This window comes from Hymenobacter sediminicola (assembly GCF_014250515.1).
In the GTDB taxonomy this organism is placed as follows: Bacteria; Bacteroidota; Bacteroidia; order Cytophagales; family Hymenobacteraceae; genus Hymenobacter; species Hymenobacter sediminicola.
Genome location: NZ_CP060202.1, coordinates 756,888 through 777,214, shown reverse-complemented (window position 1 = coordinate 777,214; position 20,327 = coordinate 756,888). Strand labels below are relative to the sequence as shown.

General features: G+C 59.6%; 12 protein-coding genes and 1 tRNA gene. 3 read left to right on the top strand and 10 right to left on the bottom strand.

The annotated features are described in order from the left end of the window. Positions 1 to 109: 109 nt before the first annotated feature. Both H4317_RS03260 and H4317_RS03255 read left to right on the top strand, forming a co-directional pair. The gene (locus H4317_RS03260; protein WP_260625801.1) at positions 110 to 1,615 is read left to right on the top strand and encodes a hypothetical protein; all 1,506 of its coding nucleotides are present in this window, start codon (positions 110 to 112) and stop codon (positions 1,613 to 1,615) included. A 79-nt stretch (positions 1,616 to 1,694) separates the two neighbouring features. Further along, complete coding sequence (locus tag H4317_RS03255; RefSeq protein WP_260625800.1) at positions 1,695 to 4,037, top strand: B12-binding domain-containing radical SAM protein; 2,343 nt, start codon at positions 1,695 to 1,697, stop codon at positions 4,035 to 4,037. A 63-nt stretch (positions 4,038 to 4,100) separates the two neighbouring features. Here the strand turns inward: H4317_RS03255 and H4317_RS03250 are convergent, their stop codons facing one another. The 3 genes from H4317_RS03250 to H4317_RS03240 form a co-directional block, all read right to left on the bottom strand. Beyond that, positions 4,101 to 5,171, bottom strand: a complete 1,071-nt coding sequence (locus H4317_RS03250) for a hypothetical protein (protein ID WP_185888754.1) — start codon at positions 5,169 to 5,171, stop codon at positions 4,101 to 4,103. 106 nt (positions 5,172 to 5,277) lie between these two features. Then, entirely contained in the window at positions 5,278 to 5,814 is a 537-nt protein-coding gene (locus tag H4317_RS03245) for a GNAT family N-acetyltransferase (protein ID WP_185888753.1), read from the bottom strand. Positions 5,815 to 5,896: 82 nt separating this feature from the next. Beyond that, complete coding sequence (locus tag H4317_RS03240; RefSeq protein ID WP_185888752.1) at positions 5,897 to 6,139, bottom strand: hypothetical protein; 243 nt, start codon at positions 6,137 to 6,139, stop codon at positions 5,897 to 5,899. Positions 6,140 to 6,342: 203 nt separating this feature from the next. Here H4317_RS03240 and H4317_RS03235 point away from each other — a divergent pair. After that, positions 6,343 to 6,415: transfer RNA gene (locus H4317_RS03235), tRNA-Gly, on the top strand. Between the two features lie 98 nt (positions 6,416 to 6,513). Here H4317_RS03235 and H4317_RS03230 read toward each other — a convergent pair. The 7 genes from H4317_RS03230 to H4317_RS03200 form a co-directional block, all read right to left on the bottom strand. Continuing rightward, entirely contained in the window at positions 6,514 to 8,079 is a 1,566-nt protein-coding gene (locus H4317_RS03230; protein ID WP_185888751.1) for a glycoside hydrolase family 32 protein, read from the bottom strand. Between the two features lie 55 nt (positions 8,080 to 8,134). Further along, on the bottom strand, positions 8,135 to 9,025 hold the full coding sequence (locus H4317_RS03225; RefSeq protein WP_185888750.1) for a carbohydrate kinase family protein: 891 nt from the start codon (positions 9,023 to 9,025) through the stop codon (positions 8,135 to 8,137). A 104-nt stretch (positions 9,026 to 9,129) separates the two neighbouring features. Beyond that, on the bottom strand, positions 9,130 to 10,476 hold the full coding sequence (locus tag H4317_RS03220) for a sugar porter family MFS transporter (RefSeq protein WP_185888749.1): 1,347 nt from the start codon (positions 10,474 to 10,476) through the stop codon (positions 9,130 to 9,132). A 144-nt stretch (positions 10,477 to 10,620) separates the two neighbouring features. Continuing rightward, positions 10,621 to 12,342 (bottom strand): RagB/SusD family nutrient uptake outer membrane protein, encoded by a 1,722-nt coding sequence (locus H4317_RS03215; protein WP_185888748.1) that lies wholly within the window; start codon positions 12,340 to 12,342, stop codon positions 10,621 to 10,623. Between the two features lie 21 nt (positions 12,343 to 12,363). After that, positions 12,364 to 15,519, bottom strand: coding sequence for a SusC/RagA family TonB-linked outer membrane protein (locus H4317_RS03210; RefSeq protein ID WP_185888747.1), 3,156 nt, complete (start codon positions 15,517 to 15,519; stop codon positions 12,364 to 12,366). Between the two features lie 345 nt (positions 15,520 to 15,864). Beyond that, the gene (locus tag H4317_RS03205) at positions 15,865 to 18,639 is read right to left on the bottom strand and encodes a substrate-binding domain-containing protein (RefSeq protein WP_185888746.1); all 2,775 of its coding nucleotides are present in this window, start codon (positions 18,637 to 18,639) and stop codon (positions 15,865 to 15,867) included. Between the two features lie 180 nt (positions 18,640 to 18,819). Next, positions 18,820 to 20,325 (bottom strand): efflux transporter outer membrane subunit, encoded by a 1,506-nt coding sequence (locus H4317_RS03200; RefSeq protein ID WP_185888745.1) that lies wholly within the window; start codon positions 20,323 to 20,325, stop codon positions 18,820 to 18,822. Positions 20,326 to 20,327 lie beyond the last annotated feature (2 nt).

Below are 20,327 nucleotides of genomic sequence, written 5' to 3'. Positions count from 1 at the left end.
CAGCCGGCTTGCCGAGTTTCGTACGCACAGCAGCCGGATTCTGTATAACCAATGACTGCCCACCGGGGTATTGCAAGGAGTTCTTTCTCTGCAATACCCCGGTTTTTCTATGGCCTGTTCCCAGCGCACCCTGTTTCTTCTAGCCCTGCTGCCATTCGCCAGTACTGTGGGCTACAGCCAGCACGAAGGCCATCAGATGGCCCCGCCCAAGCCCGCATCTGCTGATACCACCCGTCGCGCCGCGCCGATGGACCATAGCCAGCATCAGGGCAACCAGATGCCCGGCACCACTCCCACCGATACCAGCCGCACCCGTATGAACCACAGCGACACGGGGCACGCTGGTATGAACCATGGTGCTATGGGACACGCTGGAATGGCAATGGATGAAATGAGCCATGCCTACTCGCGCCGGCTGCCGATGAGCCGCAACGGCTCCGGCACGGCCTGGAACCCCGACAATACTCCCATGTACATGTGGATGAGCCACCACGGCAGCTGGATGGTGATGAACCACGGCGCCATTAATGTGCGCTACACTCGCCAGAACCTGGGCCGCAGCAGTGGGCAGCGCGGCGGCAGCACCTTCGACGCGCCCAACTGGGTGATGACCATGGCCCAGCGTCCCATCGGGCAGAAAGGCTTGCTCAACCTAACGGCTATGATTTCGCTGGACCCGCTCACGGAAGGCGGCAATGGCTACCCCTTGTTGTTCCAGAGCGGCGAAGCGTATCAAGGTCAGCCTCTGGTTGACCGCCAGCACCCGCACGACCTGTTTTCGGCGCTGAGCATAGGCTACACGCAGGCCTTGTCGGATGATGTGGACCTGACGGCGTACGTTGGCTACCCCGGCGAGCCGGCCATTGGGCCGGTGGCCTTTATGCACCGTATTTCGGCCATGCCCAACCCCGACGCGGCGCTGGGCCACCATTGGCAGGATGCCACGCACATTGCTTTTGGAGTAGCTACGCTGGGAGTGCGCTATAAGCAGTTTAAGCTGGAAGGCTCCAACTTTACAGGCCGGGAACCCGACGAGCACCGCTACGGCTTCGACAAACCCCGCGCGGACTCCTGGGCTGGACGCCTCAACTGGAACCCCACGGCCGGGCTGGCGCTGCAGGTCAGCCGAGCCTTCATCAAAAGTCCCGAAGAATTGCACGTAGATGAAGACGTGAAGCGGACCACGGCATCCATCATCCAGAGCAGCCAATGGGGCGACTACCGATATATCACATCGGCACTGGTATGGGGCATGAACCAGCACGTTTCGGACGGCCACACCGACCCGGCCGCCCACTCCGTGCTAGCCGAAACCAACGTGCAGCTAGGCAAGCCGGCCGTGTACGGGCGCTATGAGTTCGTGCAGAAGTCGGACGAGGAACTGCAGATTCCGCGCCTTGGTGCTCAGGAAGGGCACACTAACTACAACGTACATGCCCTAACGTTGGGAGCAAACTACCGCGTGGCCCAGATAGCCAAAACTGACCTCACGTTTGGGGCCCAAGCCACCGTGTACCGCCCCGATGCTGAACTCAAAGCGTATTACGGCTCAACACCCGTTTCGGCCCAGGTGTATCTGCGGCTGAACCCCTCGTTGATGAAAATGAGCCGATAGCCTACCTGCGCCGCAGGTGCTACCCAAGCCCGCCGTACCTTTGCGGCACCTTTACCGCAGTGTTGCGGTTGTTGCTCCCGTGTCTACGTCTCCGCTTCGCATCCTGCTCATTACGCCGCCGCTCACGCAGCTCAATACGCCGTACCCGGCCACGGCCTACATCAAGGGCTTTCTAAGTGGGCGCGGCTACCAAGTTGCGCAGGCTGATTTGGGTTTGGAATTGGTGCTGAAGTTATTTTCGCAGGCGGGACTGAGCCAGGTTTTTACGGAAATCGAAGCCGGCTCGTTTGAGTTGAGCAACAACGCCCGCCGGATGCTGCGGCTCAAAAACAGCTACCTGAGCACCATCGGGCCTGTTGTGCGCTTTCTGCAGAACAAGGATAATACGCTGGCTCCTCGCATTTGCCATAGCCGCTTCCTGCCCGAAGCCAGCCGCTTCGACAATGTTGCCGACCTGGAAGCCGCTTTCGGCACGATGGGTCTCACCGACCAAGCCCGCCACCTCGCTACGCTCTACCTCGAAGACCTGGGTGACCTGATTAAAGAAACGGTGGGTCCGCAGTTCGGCTTCTCGCGTTACGCCGAAAAGCTGGCTATGTCGGCCACTACGTTTGATGAGCTGCACGAGGCACTGCAGGCGCCGCCCAATCTGCTGGACCGCATGCTGCAGGAACTGCTGGACGAGTTGTTGGTCCGTACTGAGCCGAATGTTGTCGGCTTCACGGTTCCTTTCCCTGGCAACCTCTACGGAGCCTTAAGGCTGGCGGGGCGCATCAAGCAACTCAGCCCGAACACCCACACACTCATGGGCGGTGGCTACCCCAACACCGAGCTGCGCCAGATCCGGGAGCCCCGCTTCTTCGACTATATTGACTTTCTGACGCTGGATGACGGCGAAGGCCCCTGGTTGCGGTTGCTGGAATGGCTGGGCGAGGAAAAAGAAGGTCAGCCGGAGTCAGTATATCGTCATGCTGAGCTTGCCGGAGCATCTCTACCTCTGACTAACTCAATCGTGGTAGGGGAAGCGGTAGACATGCTTCAGCAAGCTCAGCATGACTGCATAAGAGAGCGGACGAACATTTCAAAGCCACTACCCCTCCCCTTCCAGCGCACTTTTCTGCGCAATGCCGCGGGCGAAGTAGAGTACATCAACCAGCCTTTTCCTGACATTCCGCACCCTGAAGTAGGCACGCCGGACTACTCCGACTTGCCGCTGAGCGAATACTTATCGGTGATTGAGGTGCTGAACCCGATGCACCGGCTCTGGAGCGACGGACGCTGGAACAAGCTTACGGTGGCGCACGGCTGCTATTGGAAGCGTTGCTCGTTCTGCGACGTCACGTTGGATTACATTTCGCGCTACGAAACCGCGCCTTCAGCTTTACTCGTCGACCGGATTGAGCAAATCATTGCCCAGACCGGCCAGACTGGCTTTCACTTTGTAGATGAGGCCGCGCCGCCACTGGCACTGCGTGACCTAGCCATTGAACTGCTGAAACGGCGCGTGAGCATCACGTGGTGGGGCAACATCCGCTTCGAGAAAACATTCTCACCCGACCTGTGCCGCTTGCTGGCCGCATCGGGCTGTATTGCGGTGAGCGGCGGGCTGGAAGTGGCTTCCGACCGGCTTCTGGCCCTGATGGAAAAGGGCGTCACTATTGCACAGGTAGCCCGCGTGACGGACGGTTTCACGCAGGCCGGCATCATGGTGCATGCCTACCTGATGTATGGTTTCCCGACCGAAACTGCCCAAGAAACGGTGGACAGCTTGGAAGTGGTGCGGCAGCTATTCGCGGCTGGTATCGTGCAAAGCGGCTACTGGCACCGCTTCTCGATGACGGCTCACTCACCAGTTGGCAAAAACCCGGCGAAGTATCAGGTAGCGGCAGTGGGCCCCGAGCCCGGCCCGTTCGCCTGGAACGACCTGTGGCACGACGACCCTACCGGCGCCAACCACGAGCAATTTGGGGCCGGGCTGGCCAAGGCCCTCTATAATTACCTGCACGGTGTGGCCCTGCACGAGCCGCTCAGCTTCTGGTTTGATTTCCGGGTGCCCAAGCCTACTGTACCGCGCCAACTCGTTCAGCAGGCACTGCAGGAGCCCACCAAACCTGACTTCGCCAAGCAAAACCAGCGCCTGTTTTGGCTCGGAAATGCGCCGGAACTGCGGCAGGAGAATGGCAAAAAAGGCCCACGGGCCGTGCTGACGTTCTACGAGCAGGCCGAAGATTTTGAAGTGTCCGTACCCGCAACTGTGGGTCCTTGGCTACACACGCTACTCACGGACCTGACAGCCGACTACGACACGAAAGTGCTGCTCAAAGATGCTGCCCGCACCTTTCCAACCGGCCACTCGTTTGAGCGGTTTCTGGAGTCGGCGGCGTGGCTGCTGCTACGCGAAAAAGGGCTTCTGGTATTATAGAGGAAGGTTCAGCACCCTCTTCTGCCTACATAGCTGGCGCGGCATTATGGCCGGCCATTAGTGCTATTTCAGCCAATCGGCAATGGATTGCAGGTAGCCAGGGGCCGATGCTGGCCAGGTCCACTTGCCATCCGCACTGCCTTGGCCAGGTAGCAGGAAATGTGTATCCGCATTGGGGAAAGACCGGACTTGGGTGCCACGCCGGCTGCCCACTGCATTTCGTAGTCGGCGGGCGCTGTCCTTTGCATTCAGCGACGTATCGGCGGCGGCATATAGGCCCAGAACCGGTATTCTGTGGCGGCTGAGCAACTGGAAAGGTCTGGCCTCTTCCAGTGAGGTGATAGACGCATTTTCCAGCACTACAAACGCGGCTTTGGGCTGCGCCAGCACAGCTGCCGGAACTACAGCAGCTGTAGTTCCACGCGCCCACAGTCCTATCCGCATAGTATCTACGGCAGGCTCCCGACGCAGTGCCCGCAACACGCGTACCGCCGACTGCAACATGGCTGAATCTGCGGGCTGCTGCGCGTGGGGCAGCGCAATTACAGTAGTAACAAATCCTTGCCCGGCCAGCTGTGCAGCCCGTAATCTGGCAGCAGGCTGCGTAGCCGGCTCTGCGAACAACGCTACGGCCGGATGGGTAGCCAGCGTGTCTTGCGGGATGAGTAACGTTAGGGAGGGCAGGCCCTGAGCAGCGGCTGAGGCTGGTAGCTGCTTTATCTGGTACGCACGCGGCAAGGCTTTGCCACGGCGCACCCACACAAAGTCGGCCTTAATGGTATCTAGCCTGAATACGCCCCGCAGAAAATCTCCTTCCCGGATGGCAGAAATGCTGCTTCCGCCGGCCGGACTATCCAAGAGCAGTTGCGGCTCAGTATAGCGCAGGTTTTCTGCCGGGAAGCTAAGCCCTTCGTTCTGCGCAAAGCGCACATCAGCCTCCAGCCGACCTGGACTTACTTCGCGCAGGTCCAGTGCTACTGCCAGCTCAGTATCCTGATACGCCACGGTTCCTTCGTAGTGCCCAGTAGGCAGCTGTACTGCTGCTTTCTGTCCCGAGTCAGGCGAACATCCCAGTATTCCGCCGGCCAGCACCGGCAGTAGCAGATGCCAGGCGCGCGGCTGGATACGGAGCAAAAAAAAGGAAGGTCGGACTGGAATCACGCGGGCGACTGAATGACGAATAGGCGAAGATACGGCAAGAGGTATAGGGAGGCGTTTGGCAGGCACATTGCCTGACCAGCTACAATCCCTTACGCAGTATCAGGTCGTTCTGCACATCAGTTCCTAGTACAAACTCATGCTCTCCAATGACTTTAAAGCCGAAGCGCCTGTAGAATTCTAAGGCGCGCACGTTTTTCTCCCACACGCCCAGCACCACGGCCCGGCAACGGTTTTGCCGCCCTTCTTCCAGCGCCCGGCACATCATGGTAGCCCCTAGACCAGTGCCTATCCAGTCTTCCAGCACGTACAGCCGCTCTATTTCTAGCCGCTCTTCTGGCGTTCTGTCAGGGTGATTTCCTAGTTGGGAGTGCAGGCGCAGCTTGGCATACCCCACCAACTGCTGGTTCATACGCGCCAGCAAAAACAGGGTATTCGCGTCCTGTAGTTCTTCCAATTGCTTTTCAGGCGTGAAATTCTCCTCTAGGTACTCCGCCATATCGGCTGGCTGATTGTCAGCAGCAAACGTTTCCAGAAAGGTCTGACGGCCAATGGACGCGAGTTGCGCCGCAACGTCAGCGGTTCGTTTGGCTAGAGTTATAGTAAGCGGCGAAGACATACGCAGAAGGCAAGGGGAGCAACAAAGGTAAGCGGGGTCCTGCCGTATCTGCTACCCTTCCTGAGCAGCCAAGCCATTCCGCCTAATCGATAATGTTGTTGTTGCGTCGTAGTAGCCGCCAGCCATAGCGCAGTAGAAACATGCCGCCAGCCAATAACAATAGACTGATAAAGAACTGCTGATTGTACAGCGCGGCCATTCCTGCTTGCTGATACGCAACATAAGTCACGCCCATTCGCAGGGCCAGCGCCGTCAGCAGCATAAAGCCAGCCAGTACGTTCATCATACCCACAATCCGGCGGGTAACGGGGGGTAACGGAGCCATAAAATACCTTCTCTGGGATGCGGCAGGCATCGTGCATAGTGGTCAAGCAGGAACCCGAGCATCAAGATTGCGCCGCACCTGTCAGACGCTGTTTCGTAACGACACGTATGTTAGGCTAAAAAGCCAACCCGTTCCATTGGGTGATACGAACCAAGATTGCAAATTGATTTCCACCACGTACTTTTGTTCACCAACATTCATTAGCGAGAGTAGCTCAGTTGGTAGAGCATCAGCTTCCCAAGCTGAGGGTCGCGAGTTCGAACCTCGTTTCTCGCTCACATAAAAACAGCCACTCGCCCCGAAAGGCGAGTGGCTGTTTTTATGTGTTCTCGATTCCACGAAAGGCCCTATCGGACCTGGCTTCCGTGAAAAAGTTACTTCGTAGCTGGCTTGAGTGAAGTGTACGTCAGGTTGTCCAGGGTAAGGCCGCTGGCTGATTTCAGCTTGAGCGTAGTGTAAGGCTGCGTGGGGAAGAACAGTTCGGTCATGGTGGTAAGGCCGCCGTCGGCAAATACTTCCACCGAGGTAGCGTCGAAGAGCAGCGTAAGGTCAGCGGCGGGAGTTGTGGCCAGGCGCGGGGCTGGGTGGCGGCCCGCGAATTTGTCGCTGAAGGCCATCTGGCCGGCTTTACTCCGGTCGATGTAATATTGGTTGGCCTGCTTGTCGTAGCCGATGACCAGTTCCTCGCCTTTGGGATTGCCCAGCACCAGCGCGAAATCCTGGAGCTGCTTGGTGCTCACCTTCAGTTGAAACTGTTGGGCCAGAGTCGGGATTTTGTCAGTTAAGCTCAATTCTGACTTCACCACTAGGTTTTTCAGGGACTGGCCGGTTTGGCCTAGCGTAGCTACTTCCTTCACCGGCGTAGACGTCAGGTAGATTTCTGAGCCGATTTGCTTGAGGGCTAGGTCGCGCGGCACGGTCATGGCGTTGCGCCAGGGCGAAGTGGGCACCTGGTTGGCGTACTCCCAGTTGCTCATCCAGCCCAGGAAGATTTTGCGGGCACCGGTACCGTCCCAGGTCACGCCGGCGTAGTCGTCTTTGCCCCAGTCTACCCATTTCTGGGTGGTGGTAGTGGGCGTGAAGGTCTTGCCATCAAACTGGCCCACAAAGTATTGCGTGGCTGAACCACCGTTAGGCCCGCCGGGGTTGATGCTCACCAGCAGCACCCAGTGGGTTTTGCCGTTCAGCGTCAGCGGAAATAAATCGGGGCATTCCCACACGCCGCCGTGGGCACCGAGCTTCTCGCCAAACTCACTGAGCTTGGTCCAGTCTTTCAGGTTAGGCGACGAATAGAACGTAATCCGGTCTTTGGTGGCCAGGGTCATCACCCACTTCTTGGCTACTTCGTTCCAGCTCACTTTCGGGTCGCGGAAATCCTGAATGCCGGGGTTGGGCAGTACGGGGTTGCCGTCGTATTTTTTCCAGGTTTTGCCCTCGTCGAGGCTGTAGGCTAGGCTCTGGTACTGGTGCTTGTTGGTTTTCTTTTTCTCCTCGGGGTCGTTGTGGTGGGTGAATATGGCCACCATGGCGTTCTGGCCGAAACCGGCCGTGTTATCCTTGTCTATAACGGCGCTGCCCGAGAATATCCAGCCCAGCGAATCGGGATACAGCGCAATGGGCTGCTCCTGCCAGCTCACCAGGTCCTTGCTGGTAGCGTGGCCCCAGTGCATTGGACCCCACTCCATGCCGCCGGGGTAGTGCTGAAAGAACAGGTGGTAGGTGCCGTTAAGATACACCATGCCGTTGGGGTCGTTCATCCACATCTTGGCCAGGCTGAAATGGAAAGCCGGGCGGTACTGTGGCGTGGCAGGTGGCACTGAGTCGGCTGGGGCCTTTGCAGTGACGACGGGTGTCGTGGCGGCCGTGTCAGTCGTTTTGGTGTCGGGGTTGCACGCGGTGAGGCTGGCCGCGGCCAGCGCCAGGAGAAGCGGATATTTCATAGGTGAAGGCGGGAATTGAGAGGTACTGGAATGTGCTATTGGGAATTCCCAGGAGCTATGCCGCCTGTGCGGCCAGTAGCTCCTGCACGGCAGCTTCGGTGAAGGCAGGCGTGGCCCCCTGGTGGGTGGCGACCAGCGCGCCGGTGGCACAAGCGAAACGCAGCATTTCGCCGGGCTCCTGGCCAGCCAGCCAGCCTTTGAGAAGCGCCGCCAGAAACGAGTCGCCGCTGCCGATGGTGTCCTTCACTTCCACGGCCACGCCGGGGGCGCGGTAGAGCTGGTCGTTGGTCCAGAGCAGGGCCCCATCGGCACCGCAGGTTACGCACACGGCTTGCAAATCGAAGCGGTTGGCGAGCCAGCGCATAGCAGTGGGCCGGTCGGTTTCTTCGCCAAACCACGCCATGATTTCGGCCAGCTCGTGGTGGTTCATTTTCACCAGATTGGCTTTTTCAAGCAGGTATTTCACCACTTCCTTGCTGTAATGCGGCGGGCGCATGTTCACGTCGAACACCTTGAACTTGGCGTGTTCGAGCAGGCGGTACAGCGTTTCGCGGGTGCCGGCTTGGCGGGCGGCAAGGCTACCGAACACAAACACCTCAGCCTGCTCCACTAGGGTTTCCAGCTCTGCATCGTACTGAATATAGTCCCAGGCTACGGGCTGTACAATCTTGTACGTCACCTCGTTGGCGTCGTCTACATTGGCTTTCACCACGCCGGTAAGGTGGGTTTTGCCGAGCTGCACGTAGTCGGTGCGAAGGCCTTTGGACGCTACAAAATCGAGCAGCTCCGAGCCCAGGTCGTCGTCGCCGACGCGGCTGATGAGGTCCACGGACTGGCCGAGTTGGTGCAGGTGCACGGCCACGTTGAAGGGCGCGCCGCCGGGCTGCTTGCCGGTTGGCAGCACGTCCCACAGGATTTCGCCGAAGCAGGCTATCTTATTAGACATGAGATATTAGAATTTAGAGCTTAGAAAACGCAAGAGCAGAAAGGAGAATTCAGAGACTAATACCGACGATATCTAAGCTCTTTGTTCTCACTTCTAAGCTCTACTCAGTGGATAACGAGCGTTTTTTCCAGCTGTTCAAGGCTGGTGCCTTTGGTTTCGGGCATCATGCGCCACACGAAGAGCAATTGCAGCACCATCATACCGCAGAAGAAGGCGAAGGTGTGGCCGCCGCCCAGCTTCTCGGCCAGCGGCGGAAAGGCGAAGGCAATAATGGCGGCCATCACCCAGTGCGTGCTGGAACCCAGCGCCTGGCCTTTGGCGCGTACCGTGTTAGGGAAGATTTCCGAGATGAACACCCAAATAACCGCGCCCTGTGAGAAGGCGAAAAAGGCAATGTACACGAACAGCAGTACCGGCACCAGCATGCCATTCAAGGCACTGAAGCTCTGCGTGTAAAAGGCCCACGACACCAGGCCCAGCGTGGCAATCAGCCCAAACGAGCCGATGAGCATCAGCTTGCGGCGCCCAAACTGGTCGATGACCTGCCGGGCCAGCAGCGTGAAGGCGAAGTTCACCAGCCCGATGCCCGCCGACGAGAGCAACGCCGCACCCTGGCCCAAGCCCGTCATTTCGAAAATACGCGGCGCGAAGTAGATAATAGCATTAATACCGGACACCTGATTGAAGACGGCAAACAGCACGGCCAGTATAACCGGGGTGCGGTACTGCGGCGCAAACAACGAACGGCCGCCTACCATGGCATCGTCGGAGGCGTTGGAGGTCAGCACATTGGTCACCTCCTGGTCGGCGGTGGCGGGGTTGATGCGCTGGAAAACCTGGCGGCCTTCCTCCACGCGGCCCTGCCCCAACAGCCAGCGCGGGCTTTCGGGCACGCGGAACAGCAGCAGGAAAAACGCCAGCGCCGGCACGGCCTGCACGCCCAGCATCCAGCGCCAGTCGTTTTCGCCCACGCCGGTCAGCAGGTAGTTGGAGAGGTAGGCGGCCAGGATGCCAAACACGATGTTGAACTGAAACATAGCTACCATCTGCCCCCGCTTCTCGGCCGGTGACACCTCGGAAATATAGAGCGGCGCCGTCACCGACGACGCGCCTACGCCCAGCCCGCCCAGGAACCGGAATAGCATGAAGGCCACCCAGCTAGACGTAACGGCTGCCCCAATGGCCGACACAAAATAGAGCACCGCAATCCAGATCAGGGTCTGACGGCGGCCCAGCTTGTCGGACGGAATGCCGCCGAAGATGGCCCCGAACACGGTACCAATCAGAGCCACGGCAATGGTGAAGCCGTGCTCCACGGCACTCAGCCCCCAGAGCTGCTGAATGGCTTTCTCGGCCCCGGAAATAACGGCCGTGTCGAAGCCGAACAGGAAGCCGCCCAGCGCCACCACCAGGGACCAAAAGAATACGTTGCTGTTTTTCACGGCGGTCATGTTAGGCTGCAGCTTTATGGAAGGCCACAGGTTGAACTTTGTAAGAGGAGAAGCTCAACACCGCCCCAGCCAAGCGGCTGGAGCAGTGGAGCATACCGGTAGCAGCGTGTTGCAGCAAGCCACTACCTATATATCAGAGCCTGACTACCAGCCCGGATTCTGCTTGTACAGGCCTTTGCTGAAGTTGATCTGGTTGATGGGAATGGGTAGGTACTCGTCGCGGCCTTGTGTGAAGCGCGCCGTCTGCAGGTACAGGCGCTTGGTTTTTTCCCGGTCGAAATAGGTGTTCAGCGTATTGGCCGCAATGCCCCAGCGTGTGAGGTCGAAGAAGCGGAAACCCTCCATGGCAAACTCCATCCGACGCTCGTAGCGCAGGGCCTCGCGGGCGTACTGTTGCGTCCAGTTGGTGGAAGGATACTGGCCAATGCGGTAGTTGGAGGTGTTGCCGCCGCTGGCGTTTTTCAGGCGGGCGGTGCTGTTGGCGGCGCGCTGCCGGATCTGGTTGATGATAGGCAAGGCTTCTGACTGCCGGCCCAGCTCAATCAGGGCTTCGGCTTTCCAGAGCAGTACATCGGCGTAGCGGATGATGGCCCAGTTCTTCGACGACGTCATGAACGGCGGCGTTTTCTGGAAGCTGGGATCCGAGGGCAACACATTCTCTTTCATCGACATATACACGCCGTACGTGTTTGGGTCGCGAAGCCAGGAATTCTCGAACACGAACGTGGGAAGGTACTTGTAAGGGTGGCTCGGAATGGCCACGGTGTGGTCGAGGCGTGGGTCTACCGCGTTGTTCTGGAAGTCGGCAGGTGTCACCAGGTCCGAGTTGTTGAACGTGGTGAACAGTGGCAGGCCCTGGGCATCCGTTTTGTAGGCATTCACCAGGTTCTGGCTAGGCTGGTGGAACCCGCAGCAGCCATAGTCGGGGTTCATGGGGTAATTCAGGCAGTTGCCCCGGTCGGTGCGGCCCTTGGGGGTTCCGTCGTTGCGCGAAAACTGGATGGCAAATACCGACTCCGACCCATTGTCGCCGGCGGTCAGGAAGTTGGTGGCGTAGTCGGCGTGCAGCGAGTATTTGCCTGAGGCAGCTACTTGGTTGGTCAGCGTCACCACCTCGTTCAGCTTTACTTGGTCGATGCTAGTGACGGCGTGGTTGTCGCTCTGCACATAAGCCTGGTAGAGCAGCGTTTTGGCCAGATAGGCCTGTGCCGCCGACTTGTTGGCGCGCCCGATTTCGGGCTGGGTATCCGGCAGGTTGGCCACCGCAAAGCGGAAGTCATCGGCAATCTTGCCCCACAACTCGTCGTTGCTTAGCGCTACGTTTGAAATCGTGGCGTACTGCTCGGTGGGCACGGTCTGGTCGATGTAGGGCACCCGCTTGAACAACTCTTTCAGCAGGAAATAGTAGTGGCCCCGCAGAAAGCGTACCTCGCCCTGGCGCACCGCCTTGGTAGGCATGGCGGCAGCATCCACGGCATCGAGGCGGCGCAGGGCATCATTGCAGCGCGACACACCAATGTAGATCAGAAACCATAGCTCGTCGGTGTTGCCCACATCGACGCGGTTGAAGCTGAACGTCTCATAAAAGTGGAAGGCGTCTACGTCGGCGGTGCCGTTGCCGCCTTTGTAGGCGTCGCCGGCGCGCACGTTGCCGTAGGGCCACATGCTGGTATAGGGGGCGCGGTACACGTCGTTGCCGAGCTGCGAGTAGGCCGCAATTACTTGCTTCTCAATATTGGCAGGCGTGTTCAGCTGCTCGTCGCTCAGGGCTCCGATGGGCTGCACATCAAGGAAGTCTTTGTCGGAGCAGCCGAAGGAAAGCGTGAGCAAGGAAACGGCCAACACGCTGGATTTAAAGAGTTTCATGGGAAGTGGTGTTGGCAGTGATTAGAAAGAAACGTTCAGACCCGTGGAGAAAATGCGGGGCACCGGATACTGGTAGTTGGTCACCTCGGGGTCGGCGCCAGTGTATTCCTTGCTCTTGATTGTGAACAGGTTCTGGCCCTGCACATACACCCGCACGCCCTGTAGCTTAATGCGGCTCACGAAGCTGGCCGGCAGCGAGTAGCCCAGCTGCAGGTTGCGCAGCTTCATGTAGGAAGCGTTTTCGATGAAGTAGGTGGAAGCGCGGCCCTCGTTGTTGGTGTTGATGAGCGTGGCGGCCGGAATGGTAGAGCCGGTATTGGTCGGCGTCCAGGCGTCCAGCAGCCGCTCGCCCCAGTTTTCGCCGGAAGCCAGCGAGGCGAAATCGGTGCGGAATTTGGCGTTGTTGAAGGCATCAATGCCCTGCACGCCCTGGAAGAATAGCTGCAGGTCAAAGCCCTTGTAGCCGGCGCCCAGGTTGAGGCCGTAGCTGAAATCCGGGACGCCTTCCGTAATCCAGGTTTGGTCGAAGTTGTCCACTTTGCCGTCACCGTTCAGGTCTTTGTAGCGGATGCGGCCGGGAGCAGCGCCTACTTGCGTGGCGTGGCCGGTCACCTCGCCTTCGTTCTGAAACAGACCATCTGCCACATAGCCGTACACGGCGTTGATGGAGTGGCCCAGCCGCGTGACGTCCTGGCCGTTGCCACCATAGGCGTTGATTACTTCTGCTGGCAGGAACGTCAGCTCGTTGCGGTAGGTCGAGAGGTTGCCGGAGATGGTATAGGTCAGGCCGTTGGTCAGCTCGTTCTGATAGCCGAGCACAAACTCCCAGCCCCGGTTTTCGATGGAAGCGCCGTTCACAAACTGGTCACCACCCTCCCCTACTACCGCCAGGTACGGCAGATTCACTAGGATGTCCTCACTCTTCTTCACGAAGTAATCCACGGAGCCCGACAGCCGGTTCTGGAGCAGCCCGAAGTCCAGGCCCACGTTGGTCTGGGTAGTGGTTTCCCACTTCAGGGCCGGGTTGGCGCGCTGGAAGCGGCGGTAGCCCGAGGGCAGGTTGGTGTCGTTGCCGTAGATGTCGTAGGCCGTACCCCGGTCATACTCGAAGTTGGGGTCGATGGTGCCCAGCAGCGACTGGTAGAGGCCCCGCGAGGCGAAATTGGCAATGTCTTGGTTGCCGGTTTGGCCCCAGCCAGCGCGCAGCTTCAGGTCGGAAAAGAACGGGGCGCTGTCTTTTACAAACAGTTCCTCGCTCAGGCGCCAGCCCGCCGATACGGCCGGGAAAATACCGAAGCGGTTATCGGCACCGAAGCGCGAGGAACCGTCGCGCCGCAACGTGCCCGACAGCAGGTATTTATCGGCGAAGGAGTAATTGACTTTACCGAACGTGGACGCCAGCCGGTAAGCGGTAGCACCACCGCCGTTGTCTTTGTTGGCCGCGCCGGCGTCGAGGTAGGCGTAAGTGAGGTCTTCGCTGGCGAAGTTGGTGCGCGAGGCGTACGAGCTTTCGTCGTAGTAGCTGATGCGCTCCGTACCGGCTACAAAGCCCAGCTGGTGCTTTCCAGCCAGCAGCATGTCGTAGTTCAAGGTATTCTGCCACACCCAGTTGCCCCAAAACCGGTCGTTCACGGTCACGCGGTTGTTCTGCTCCGACAGGAAGCCTGCCCGGTACGTCTTATAGATCTGGCGGTACTTATAGATGCTGTAGTCGATGCCGAAGCTGGTGCGCAGGTGCAGACCTTTCAGGATTTCGGCATCGGCAAACAGGTTGCCGAAGGCGCGGCCCGTATTGGAGCGGTTCTGCTCGTTATCTTTCAGCAGGCGCAGGGGGTTGTCCCGGTCGCTCATGCCGGCTACGGGGCCGCCCCAGCCCACGCCATCCACGGTATGCACCGGCACGATGGAGGGCAGCTGCGTGGTCCGGTCGCGCACCAGATTCAAGTCAAACTCGGCGCGCTGCGACTTCACTACGGTCAGGTTCTCCCCGATTTTCAGCTTGCCGTCCAAGAAGTTATAGTCGGTGTTGAGGCGGGCCGTGTACCGGTCGAAGTCGGTGTACTTCAGCGTGCCGCTGTTGTCGTAGTAGTTCAGCGAGAACAACGCCCCGCCCCGCTCATTGCCGCTGCTTACGCTCAGGTTATAGCTCTGAATCAGGGCATTATGCTGCGTTTCCTTAAACCAATCGGTATCAGCGGAGCGCTGGGTCTTTTCTGCGTCGATGAATTCCGGCACGGTCACGCCGTTCAGCACGCGGCGGCCGTTGCCGTCCAAGCTCGTCTGGAAGTTGTAGTAAGGCAGGCTGGGGTTGGTACCATCGTTGATGGCGGCCTGGCCGTACACGCGGCCGTAGTCCAGGGTGTTGAGCAGCTTGATATTCGGGCCTGGCGTCTGGAGCGTGAAGAAGGTTGAGAAGTCTACTTTGGTGGCGCCCTTTTTGGCCTTTTTCGTCGTGATGATGATAACGCCATTTCCAGCCCGCGAGCCGTAGATGCTGGCCGCCGAGGCGTCTTTCAGCACCTGAATGTTCTCGATATCGTTCTGGTTGATCTGGTTGATGCCTTCCTTGGTCGGGATGCCGTCGATAACATACAGCGGGTCGTTGTTGCCGAGCGTACCGAAGCCACGGATGCGTACTGTGGCCGAGCTGCCCGGCGCACCATCCGTGGTAATACTCACCCCCGCCACGCGGCCCTGCAGGTTGCGGGTCACGTCATTGGAGGCCATGTCCCGGATTTCCTCGGTTTTCACTACCGCCACGGCACCGGTCAGGTCGGCTTTGCGCTGGGTCTGGTAGCCGGTTACTACTACTTCATCCAGAGCCGCGGCGTCGGGGGCCAGCGTGATGCTGAACGACGTGCGGCCCGCCACCGGCACTTCCTGCGACTTGTAGCCGATAAAGGAGATGAGCAGCGCTGTGGCGTTGTCGGGCATCGACAGGGAAAAGTTACCGTCGCCATCAGTAGAGGTGCCAATGGAAGTACCTTTCACAACCACCGTGACGCCGGGCATACCGGCTCCTTTTTCATCAACGATACGGCCCGTTACTGGCACGTTGGCCAGCACTCCGATGGAGGCGCTAGGCATGTAAGCCAGCGCCGGCGTAGCGCCCAACGGCAGAGCAGAAAGCAGCGTCAGCCCAACAGCTTGCCGCAGCAGAGGTACAGTGTGTTTCATGGGAATTTGTGGAAAAGAGGAAGACGCGTGAGGTAGAATCAGCTCCGACGAATGCTCTCCTTACAGCACCGCCGCGCCGCTCGGGCGCCCCCCATACAGATGGGCTGGCACAACGAGCGGCGCGGCGGTGAACGTAGGAGTCTGAGGCTTTTTCATGGCGGAGTTGTTGACCAAATCTCCGTTGAAAGCGGGCAGTTACCTTCCTCTATTCATTCAAACTCTTTCAAAATTCAGACACACCACACATACAATTTAAACACCTGAAAATGTGATTTTTAACTTTATACCATTACACTATTCGCATCCTCACTATTTCGTTTTTGATACCTGATTTTCAAAATTGATTCAGGCGCTGGGCGTAGTATGCAGCGCCCGAAACTCGGAGGGCGACACTTGGTAGCGCGCTTTGAAGCTGGTGGAGAAATAAGAAGGCGACGAGAAGCCCAATTGATAGGCCACTTCAGCAATGTTCAGCTCGTCGTCGAGCAAAAGCTGACGGGCTTTAGTGAGCCGGATGCCTTGGATAAAGTCGGTGACGCCGGTGCCGAGCACAGCCTTCACTTTGCGGTAGAGCTGCACCCGCGAGATGCCCAGGCTACGGGCTACGTCTTCCACGCTCAGGTCGGAACGGCCGAGGTTGGCTTCCACAATGGCGGTGAGGTCAGCCAGAAATTTCTGGTCGATGCGCTGCGGGGCAACCGTCACCGTATCGACACTCAACTCGCGGCGGAAATGCTCGCGCATTTTGTCGCGGTTGGCCAGCAGGGTGCGCAGGCTTTCGAGCAGGAAGGTGGGATTGAAAGGCTTGGTCAAATACAAGTCGGCGCCGGCCTGCACGCCTTCTACTTGCTGCTCGGGCGCGTTGCGGGCCGTGAGCAGCACCACCGGAATGTGCGAGGTGCGCCAGTCACCTTTGAGCTGGGCTACCACTTCCAGCCCGCTGAGTTCGGGCAGCATCACGTCGCACACTATCAGGTCCGGAATAGATTCGGCGGCCAGACGCAGGCCGGTTGCTCCATCAAAGGCCGAGCTGACCTGAAAATGCGGTTGCAGTTTCTGGGTCAGGAAGGCATTCACGTCCGGGTTGTCTTCAATCACCAGCACAAGTGCTTCGCTGCTGCCATAAGCGGCAGGCTCGCCCGCCGTGGCTGCCGGCGCAATGCCTTCTTCCAGCGCAAATGCTGGCGTGGCCTGCGGGGCGGCATCCAGTAGCTTGAGAGCAGGCGGCAGTTCTAGCGGCAGCGTCACGATAAACGTACTGCCCTGCCCTGGCTGGCTGGTAAACGTGAGCTGGCCCAAGTGGAGGCGCGTGAGGCCCAGCGCCAGTGCCAGCCCCATGCCCGAGCCGCGTGCCGCCGACTGCTGCCCCTGGTAAAACCACTCGAAAATATGCGCCCGGTCTTGCTCCGAAATGCCCCGGCCGGTGTCTTCCACACTCACCCGCACCCCGTTTTCGGCCGGTACCAGCTGAATACTGACCGTAATCTGGCCGCGGTCGGGCGTGAACTTGAGGGCGTTGCTGAGCAGGTTGAAGAACACTTTGTCCAGGATGTTCACATCAAACCAGAGCCGGATAACAGGCTCCGAAGGCAGAAACCGGAGGCTGATGCCGCGCTGCCGGGCCGGTTTTTCAAACACGTCCATGATTTCGCGCACAAAGGCCACGAGGTTGCCTTCGGTGGCGCGCACCGGCATCTTGCCCACGTCAATCTTGCGGAAGTCCATGAGCTGGTTGACGAGCTGCAGCAGGCGCTGTGCATTGCGCCGAATCAGTCCCAGGTCGTGGCGGTGGGTGGCAGGTAGGTCGGGGTTGCTGGTCAGCATTTCCTCTACCGGCCCCAGTATGAGCGTAAGCGGGGTGCGAAGCTCGTGCGAGAAGTTGGTGAAGAAGCGTAGCTTGGCCTCGGTTTCTACTTTGGCCTGCTCAGCAAACTCCTGAATCTGGTTGCGCTGCGACAGTATCTCCTGGTTTTGCAGCTCCAGCTTGCGGTTGCTGCGGCGGTTGGCCCGAAACGCCCGAAACGCAATCAGGCCCAGCACGGCTGCCCCGAGCAGGGCGGCGGCCAGTACATAGAGCACGGTTTGCTGGCTGGCGTAGGTAGCGCGCTGCCGGCGCAGCAGCTGCTGCTGGCGCTGAATATCCTGTTGCTGGCTGGCGAGCTTCTCGGTCTGCAGCTTCATGGTCTGCACATTGGTCGAGTCGATGACCATGGTACCGAGGATATTTTCCTTGTCGTAGGGCTGCTTGCGCAGGATGCGCATAGCCATCCGGATGGCCTCCTCCCCGCCCGGCGGGTAGAGCAGCGTGGCCTTGAGGATGCCATCCTGCACCAGCTGAATACCGCCGTGCGGCCCCGGCATGCCATCCACGCCCACAATCCGGACACGATTAGCCAGCCTGAGCTGCTTGCAGACCTGATAGGCACCCAGCGCAATCCGGTCGTTGTGCGCGAAGATGAGGTCTACCTCGGGGTGGGCGCGCAACACGGCCGGTAGCCGCTCCAGCACCGAGGGCCGCTCCCAGTTGCTATTGACCTGCGCCACTAGCTGCAGTTGCGGATAGGCCGCCAATGCCTGCACAAAGCCCTGGTGCCGGTCGGTGGCCGGCGAAGAACCGGGCGCGCCCAACACTTCCAGCACCTGCCCACGCTGCCCAAGCAGACCGGCCACATAGTTGCCCGCTGTTTGGCCTACTTCCACGTTGTTGCCGCCTACATAAGCCGTGTACAGCTTGGACGTTGTGCGGCGGTCCAGAATCACGACCGGAATACCCCGGTTGTACGCTTCTTCCACAATGGGCGTCACCGGCTCACTTTCGTTGGCCGATACAATCAGCAGGTCGATGCCTTCACGCAGAAACTCTTTGATCTGCTGTTCCTGCAAGGCGCTGCTGTACTTCGCATCCTTTATCCGGAAGTTGACTTCCGGGTAGAAGCTTAGCTCCTTTTTCATGCCGGCCAGCATGGCCTGCCGCCAAGCGTCGCCGTTGGTGCACTGCGAGAAACCAATAGTATAGCGTGGCTTTGTCGCTTGCTGTGTGCAGGCCCCGAAGCCTAGCAACAGGCTCAAAAACAAGGCACAGCGCGCCAGTGAAGGAAGGTGGGAGTCAGAGTGAAGCATGAAGCAGGCAGGTGAAGCAGCCGAACTATCTGCAGCTGCTCCCCGAACCCCAAGTTTCACATTTCTGCTCAATTACCGCAGCTTTCCTTTCCACTGACTCTCTTGCATACTGGCCAGGTGAGCCATAAAAAAACGGCCGTGCTTAGTAGCACGGCCGTTCCAGGAAGGGCGGCAGAAAAACTATGGCTGTTGCCAGCCGCCGCCCAGGGCGCGGTAGAGGTTCACACTTTGCAGTAGCTGAGCTTGCCGGGCTTCAGCCAGACTCAGTTCGGCTTCCAGCACACTACGCTGGGCCGTAATTACTTCCAGATAAGAGGCATAGCCGGCCACATACAGGTCGTTGGCGGTGGCTACACCCTTCGTGAGCAGGTCTACTTCCTGCTGGCGGAGTGCGGCGGCCGAGCGGAAGTTTTCCAGGCCCTTGAGCCCGGTCACGACTTCGCGGAAGCCGGTTTGCAGTGTCTTCTGGTAGAGGTAGTAGGTTTCGAGGTTGGCGGCTACGGCGGCGCGGTGGTCGGCTTTAAGCTGGCTCCGGTTGAGGATGGGCCCCGCCAGCCCGGCTACCGCCCCAAATGCCAGCGACGACGGATCGAACAGCATATTGCTGCGGAAAGCATTGAACCCGACGTAGGGCGTGAGCGTGAGCGAGGGCAGAAAAGCGGCCCGGGCGGCATCTACGTCGGCGCGGGCAGCCTGCAGGTCCAGCTCAGCCTGGCGCACATCGGGGCGGCGCAGCAGCGCGGCCGAGGGCAGGCCGGCGCTGAGGCGGGCCGGCAACGTCTGCTGGGGCAGCGCTGCGCCGCGGGCAATAGGTTGCGGGTAGCGGCCGAGCAGCTGGTTGATGGCGGCTTCGGTTTCGGTGATGCGCTGGCGGGTTTCATAGGCCAGGCTTTCGGTGCGCAGGGCTTGGGCTTCAAACTGCTGCACGGCCAGCTCGGTGGCGCGGCCGGCTTGCTTCTGAATCCGCATGACGCCCAGTGCCTTCTGCTGCAGGGCCACGTTGCGCTGCAGCACGGCCAGCTGGTTGTCGTAGGTGAGCAGTTCGTAATAGAGCCGCGCCACTTCGGCCACCACATTGGTCGTCACGAAGTTGCGCCCCTGCTCCGATGCCAGCACCCGCAGGTATGCGGCCTTGCGGCGGCTCTTGAGCTTGCCCCATAAATCAATTTCCCATGAGCTGCGCAGGCCCACGAAAAAATCCGGCGTGAGCGGGCCCGGAATCCGCTGTCCACCTTCAATATTGGGCGACAGGTTAGTATCGAAGTTACCCACGCCGTTCAGGGTGTAGCGGCCATACCGGTCGGCACCGGCCGAGCCTACGGCCGAGACGGTGGGCAGCAGCGCGCCACGACGGGCCAGGTAGTTGGCCCGGGCTGCTTCTACCCGCTGCACGGCAATACGCAGGTCCAGGTTTTGCTGTAGCGCGGTATCAATAAGGGCCGACAGCGCGGGGTCGGCGAAGAACTGCCGCCACGGCAGGGCGCCGGCACTAAGCGTATCGGCGGGCGGGGTGGGCAGCGCACCGCCCGCCGTGGTTGCAGCCACGGCAGACGGCCCCTGCGGGGTGGTGGCAAAGGCAGCAGGCAGTGCCGCACTGGCTTTAGGCTCCGTGGTTGCCGCCACGCGGCAGCCCGAGGCCAAAGCCAGTACAGTAAGACCGGAAACTATAGCAGAACGCAGGCGCATAC

What these genes read in the sequence shown, in the direction of transcription:
- H4317_RS03210 (WP_185888747.1), bottom strand. Translation starts at nt 15,519, where the DNA reads ATGAAACACACTGTACCTCTGCTGCGGCAAGCTGTTGGGCTGACGCTG.
- H4317_RS03225 (WP_185888750.1), bottom strand. Translation starts at nt 9,025, where the DNA reads ATGTCTAATAAGATAGCCTGCTTCGGCGAAATCCTGTGGGACGTGCTG.
- H4317_RS03230 (WP_185888751.1), bottom strand. Translation starts at nt 8,079, where the DNA reads ATGAAATATCCGCTTCTCCTGGCGCTGGCCGCGGCCAGCCTCACCGCG.
- H4317_RS03245 (WP_185888753.1), bottom strand. Translation starts at nt 5,814, where the DNA reads ATGTCTTCGCCGCTTACTATAACTCTAGCCAAACGAACCGCTGACGTT.
- H4317_RS03215 (WP_185888748.1), bottom strand. Translation starts at nt 12,342, where the DNA reads ATGAAACTCTTTAAATCCAGCGTGTTGGCCGTTTCCTTGCTCACGCTT.
- H4317_RS03200 (WP_185888745.1), bottom strand. Translation starts at nt 20,325, where the DNA reads ATGCGCCTGCGTTCTGCTATAGTTTCCGGTCTTACTGTACTGGCTTTG.
- H4317_RS03205 (WP_185888746.1), bottom strand. Translation starts at nt 18,639, where the DNA reads ATGCTTCACTCTGACTCCCACCTTCCTTCACTGGCGCGCTGTGCCTTG.
- H4317_RS03220 (WP_185888749.1), bottom strand. Translation starts at nt 10,476, where the DNA reads ATGACCGCCGTGAAAAACAGCAACGTATTCTTTTGGTCCCTGGTGGTG.
- H4317_RS03260 (WP_260625801.1), top strand. Translation starts at nt 110, where the DNA reads ATGGCCTGTTCCCAGCGCACCCTGTTTCTTCTAGCCCTGCTGCCATTC.
- H4317_RS03240 (WP_185888752.1), bottom strand. Translation starts at nt 6,139, where the DNA reads ATGGCTCCGTTACCCCCCGTTACCCGCCGGATTGTGGGTATGATGAAC.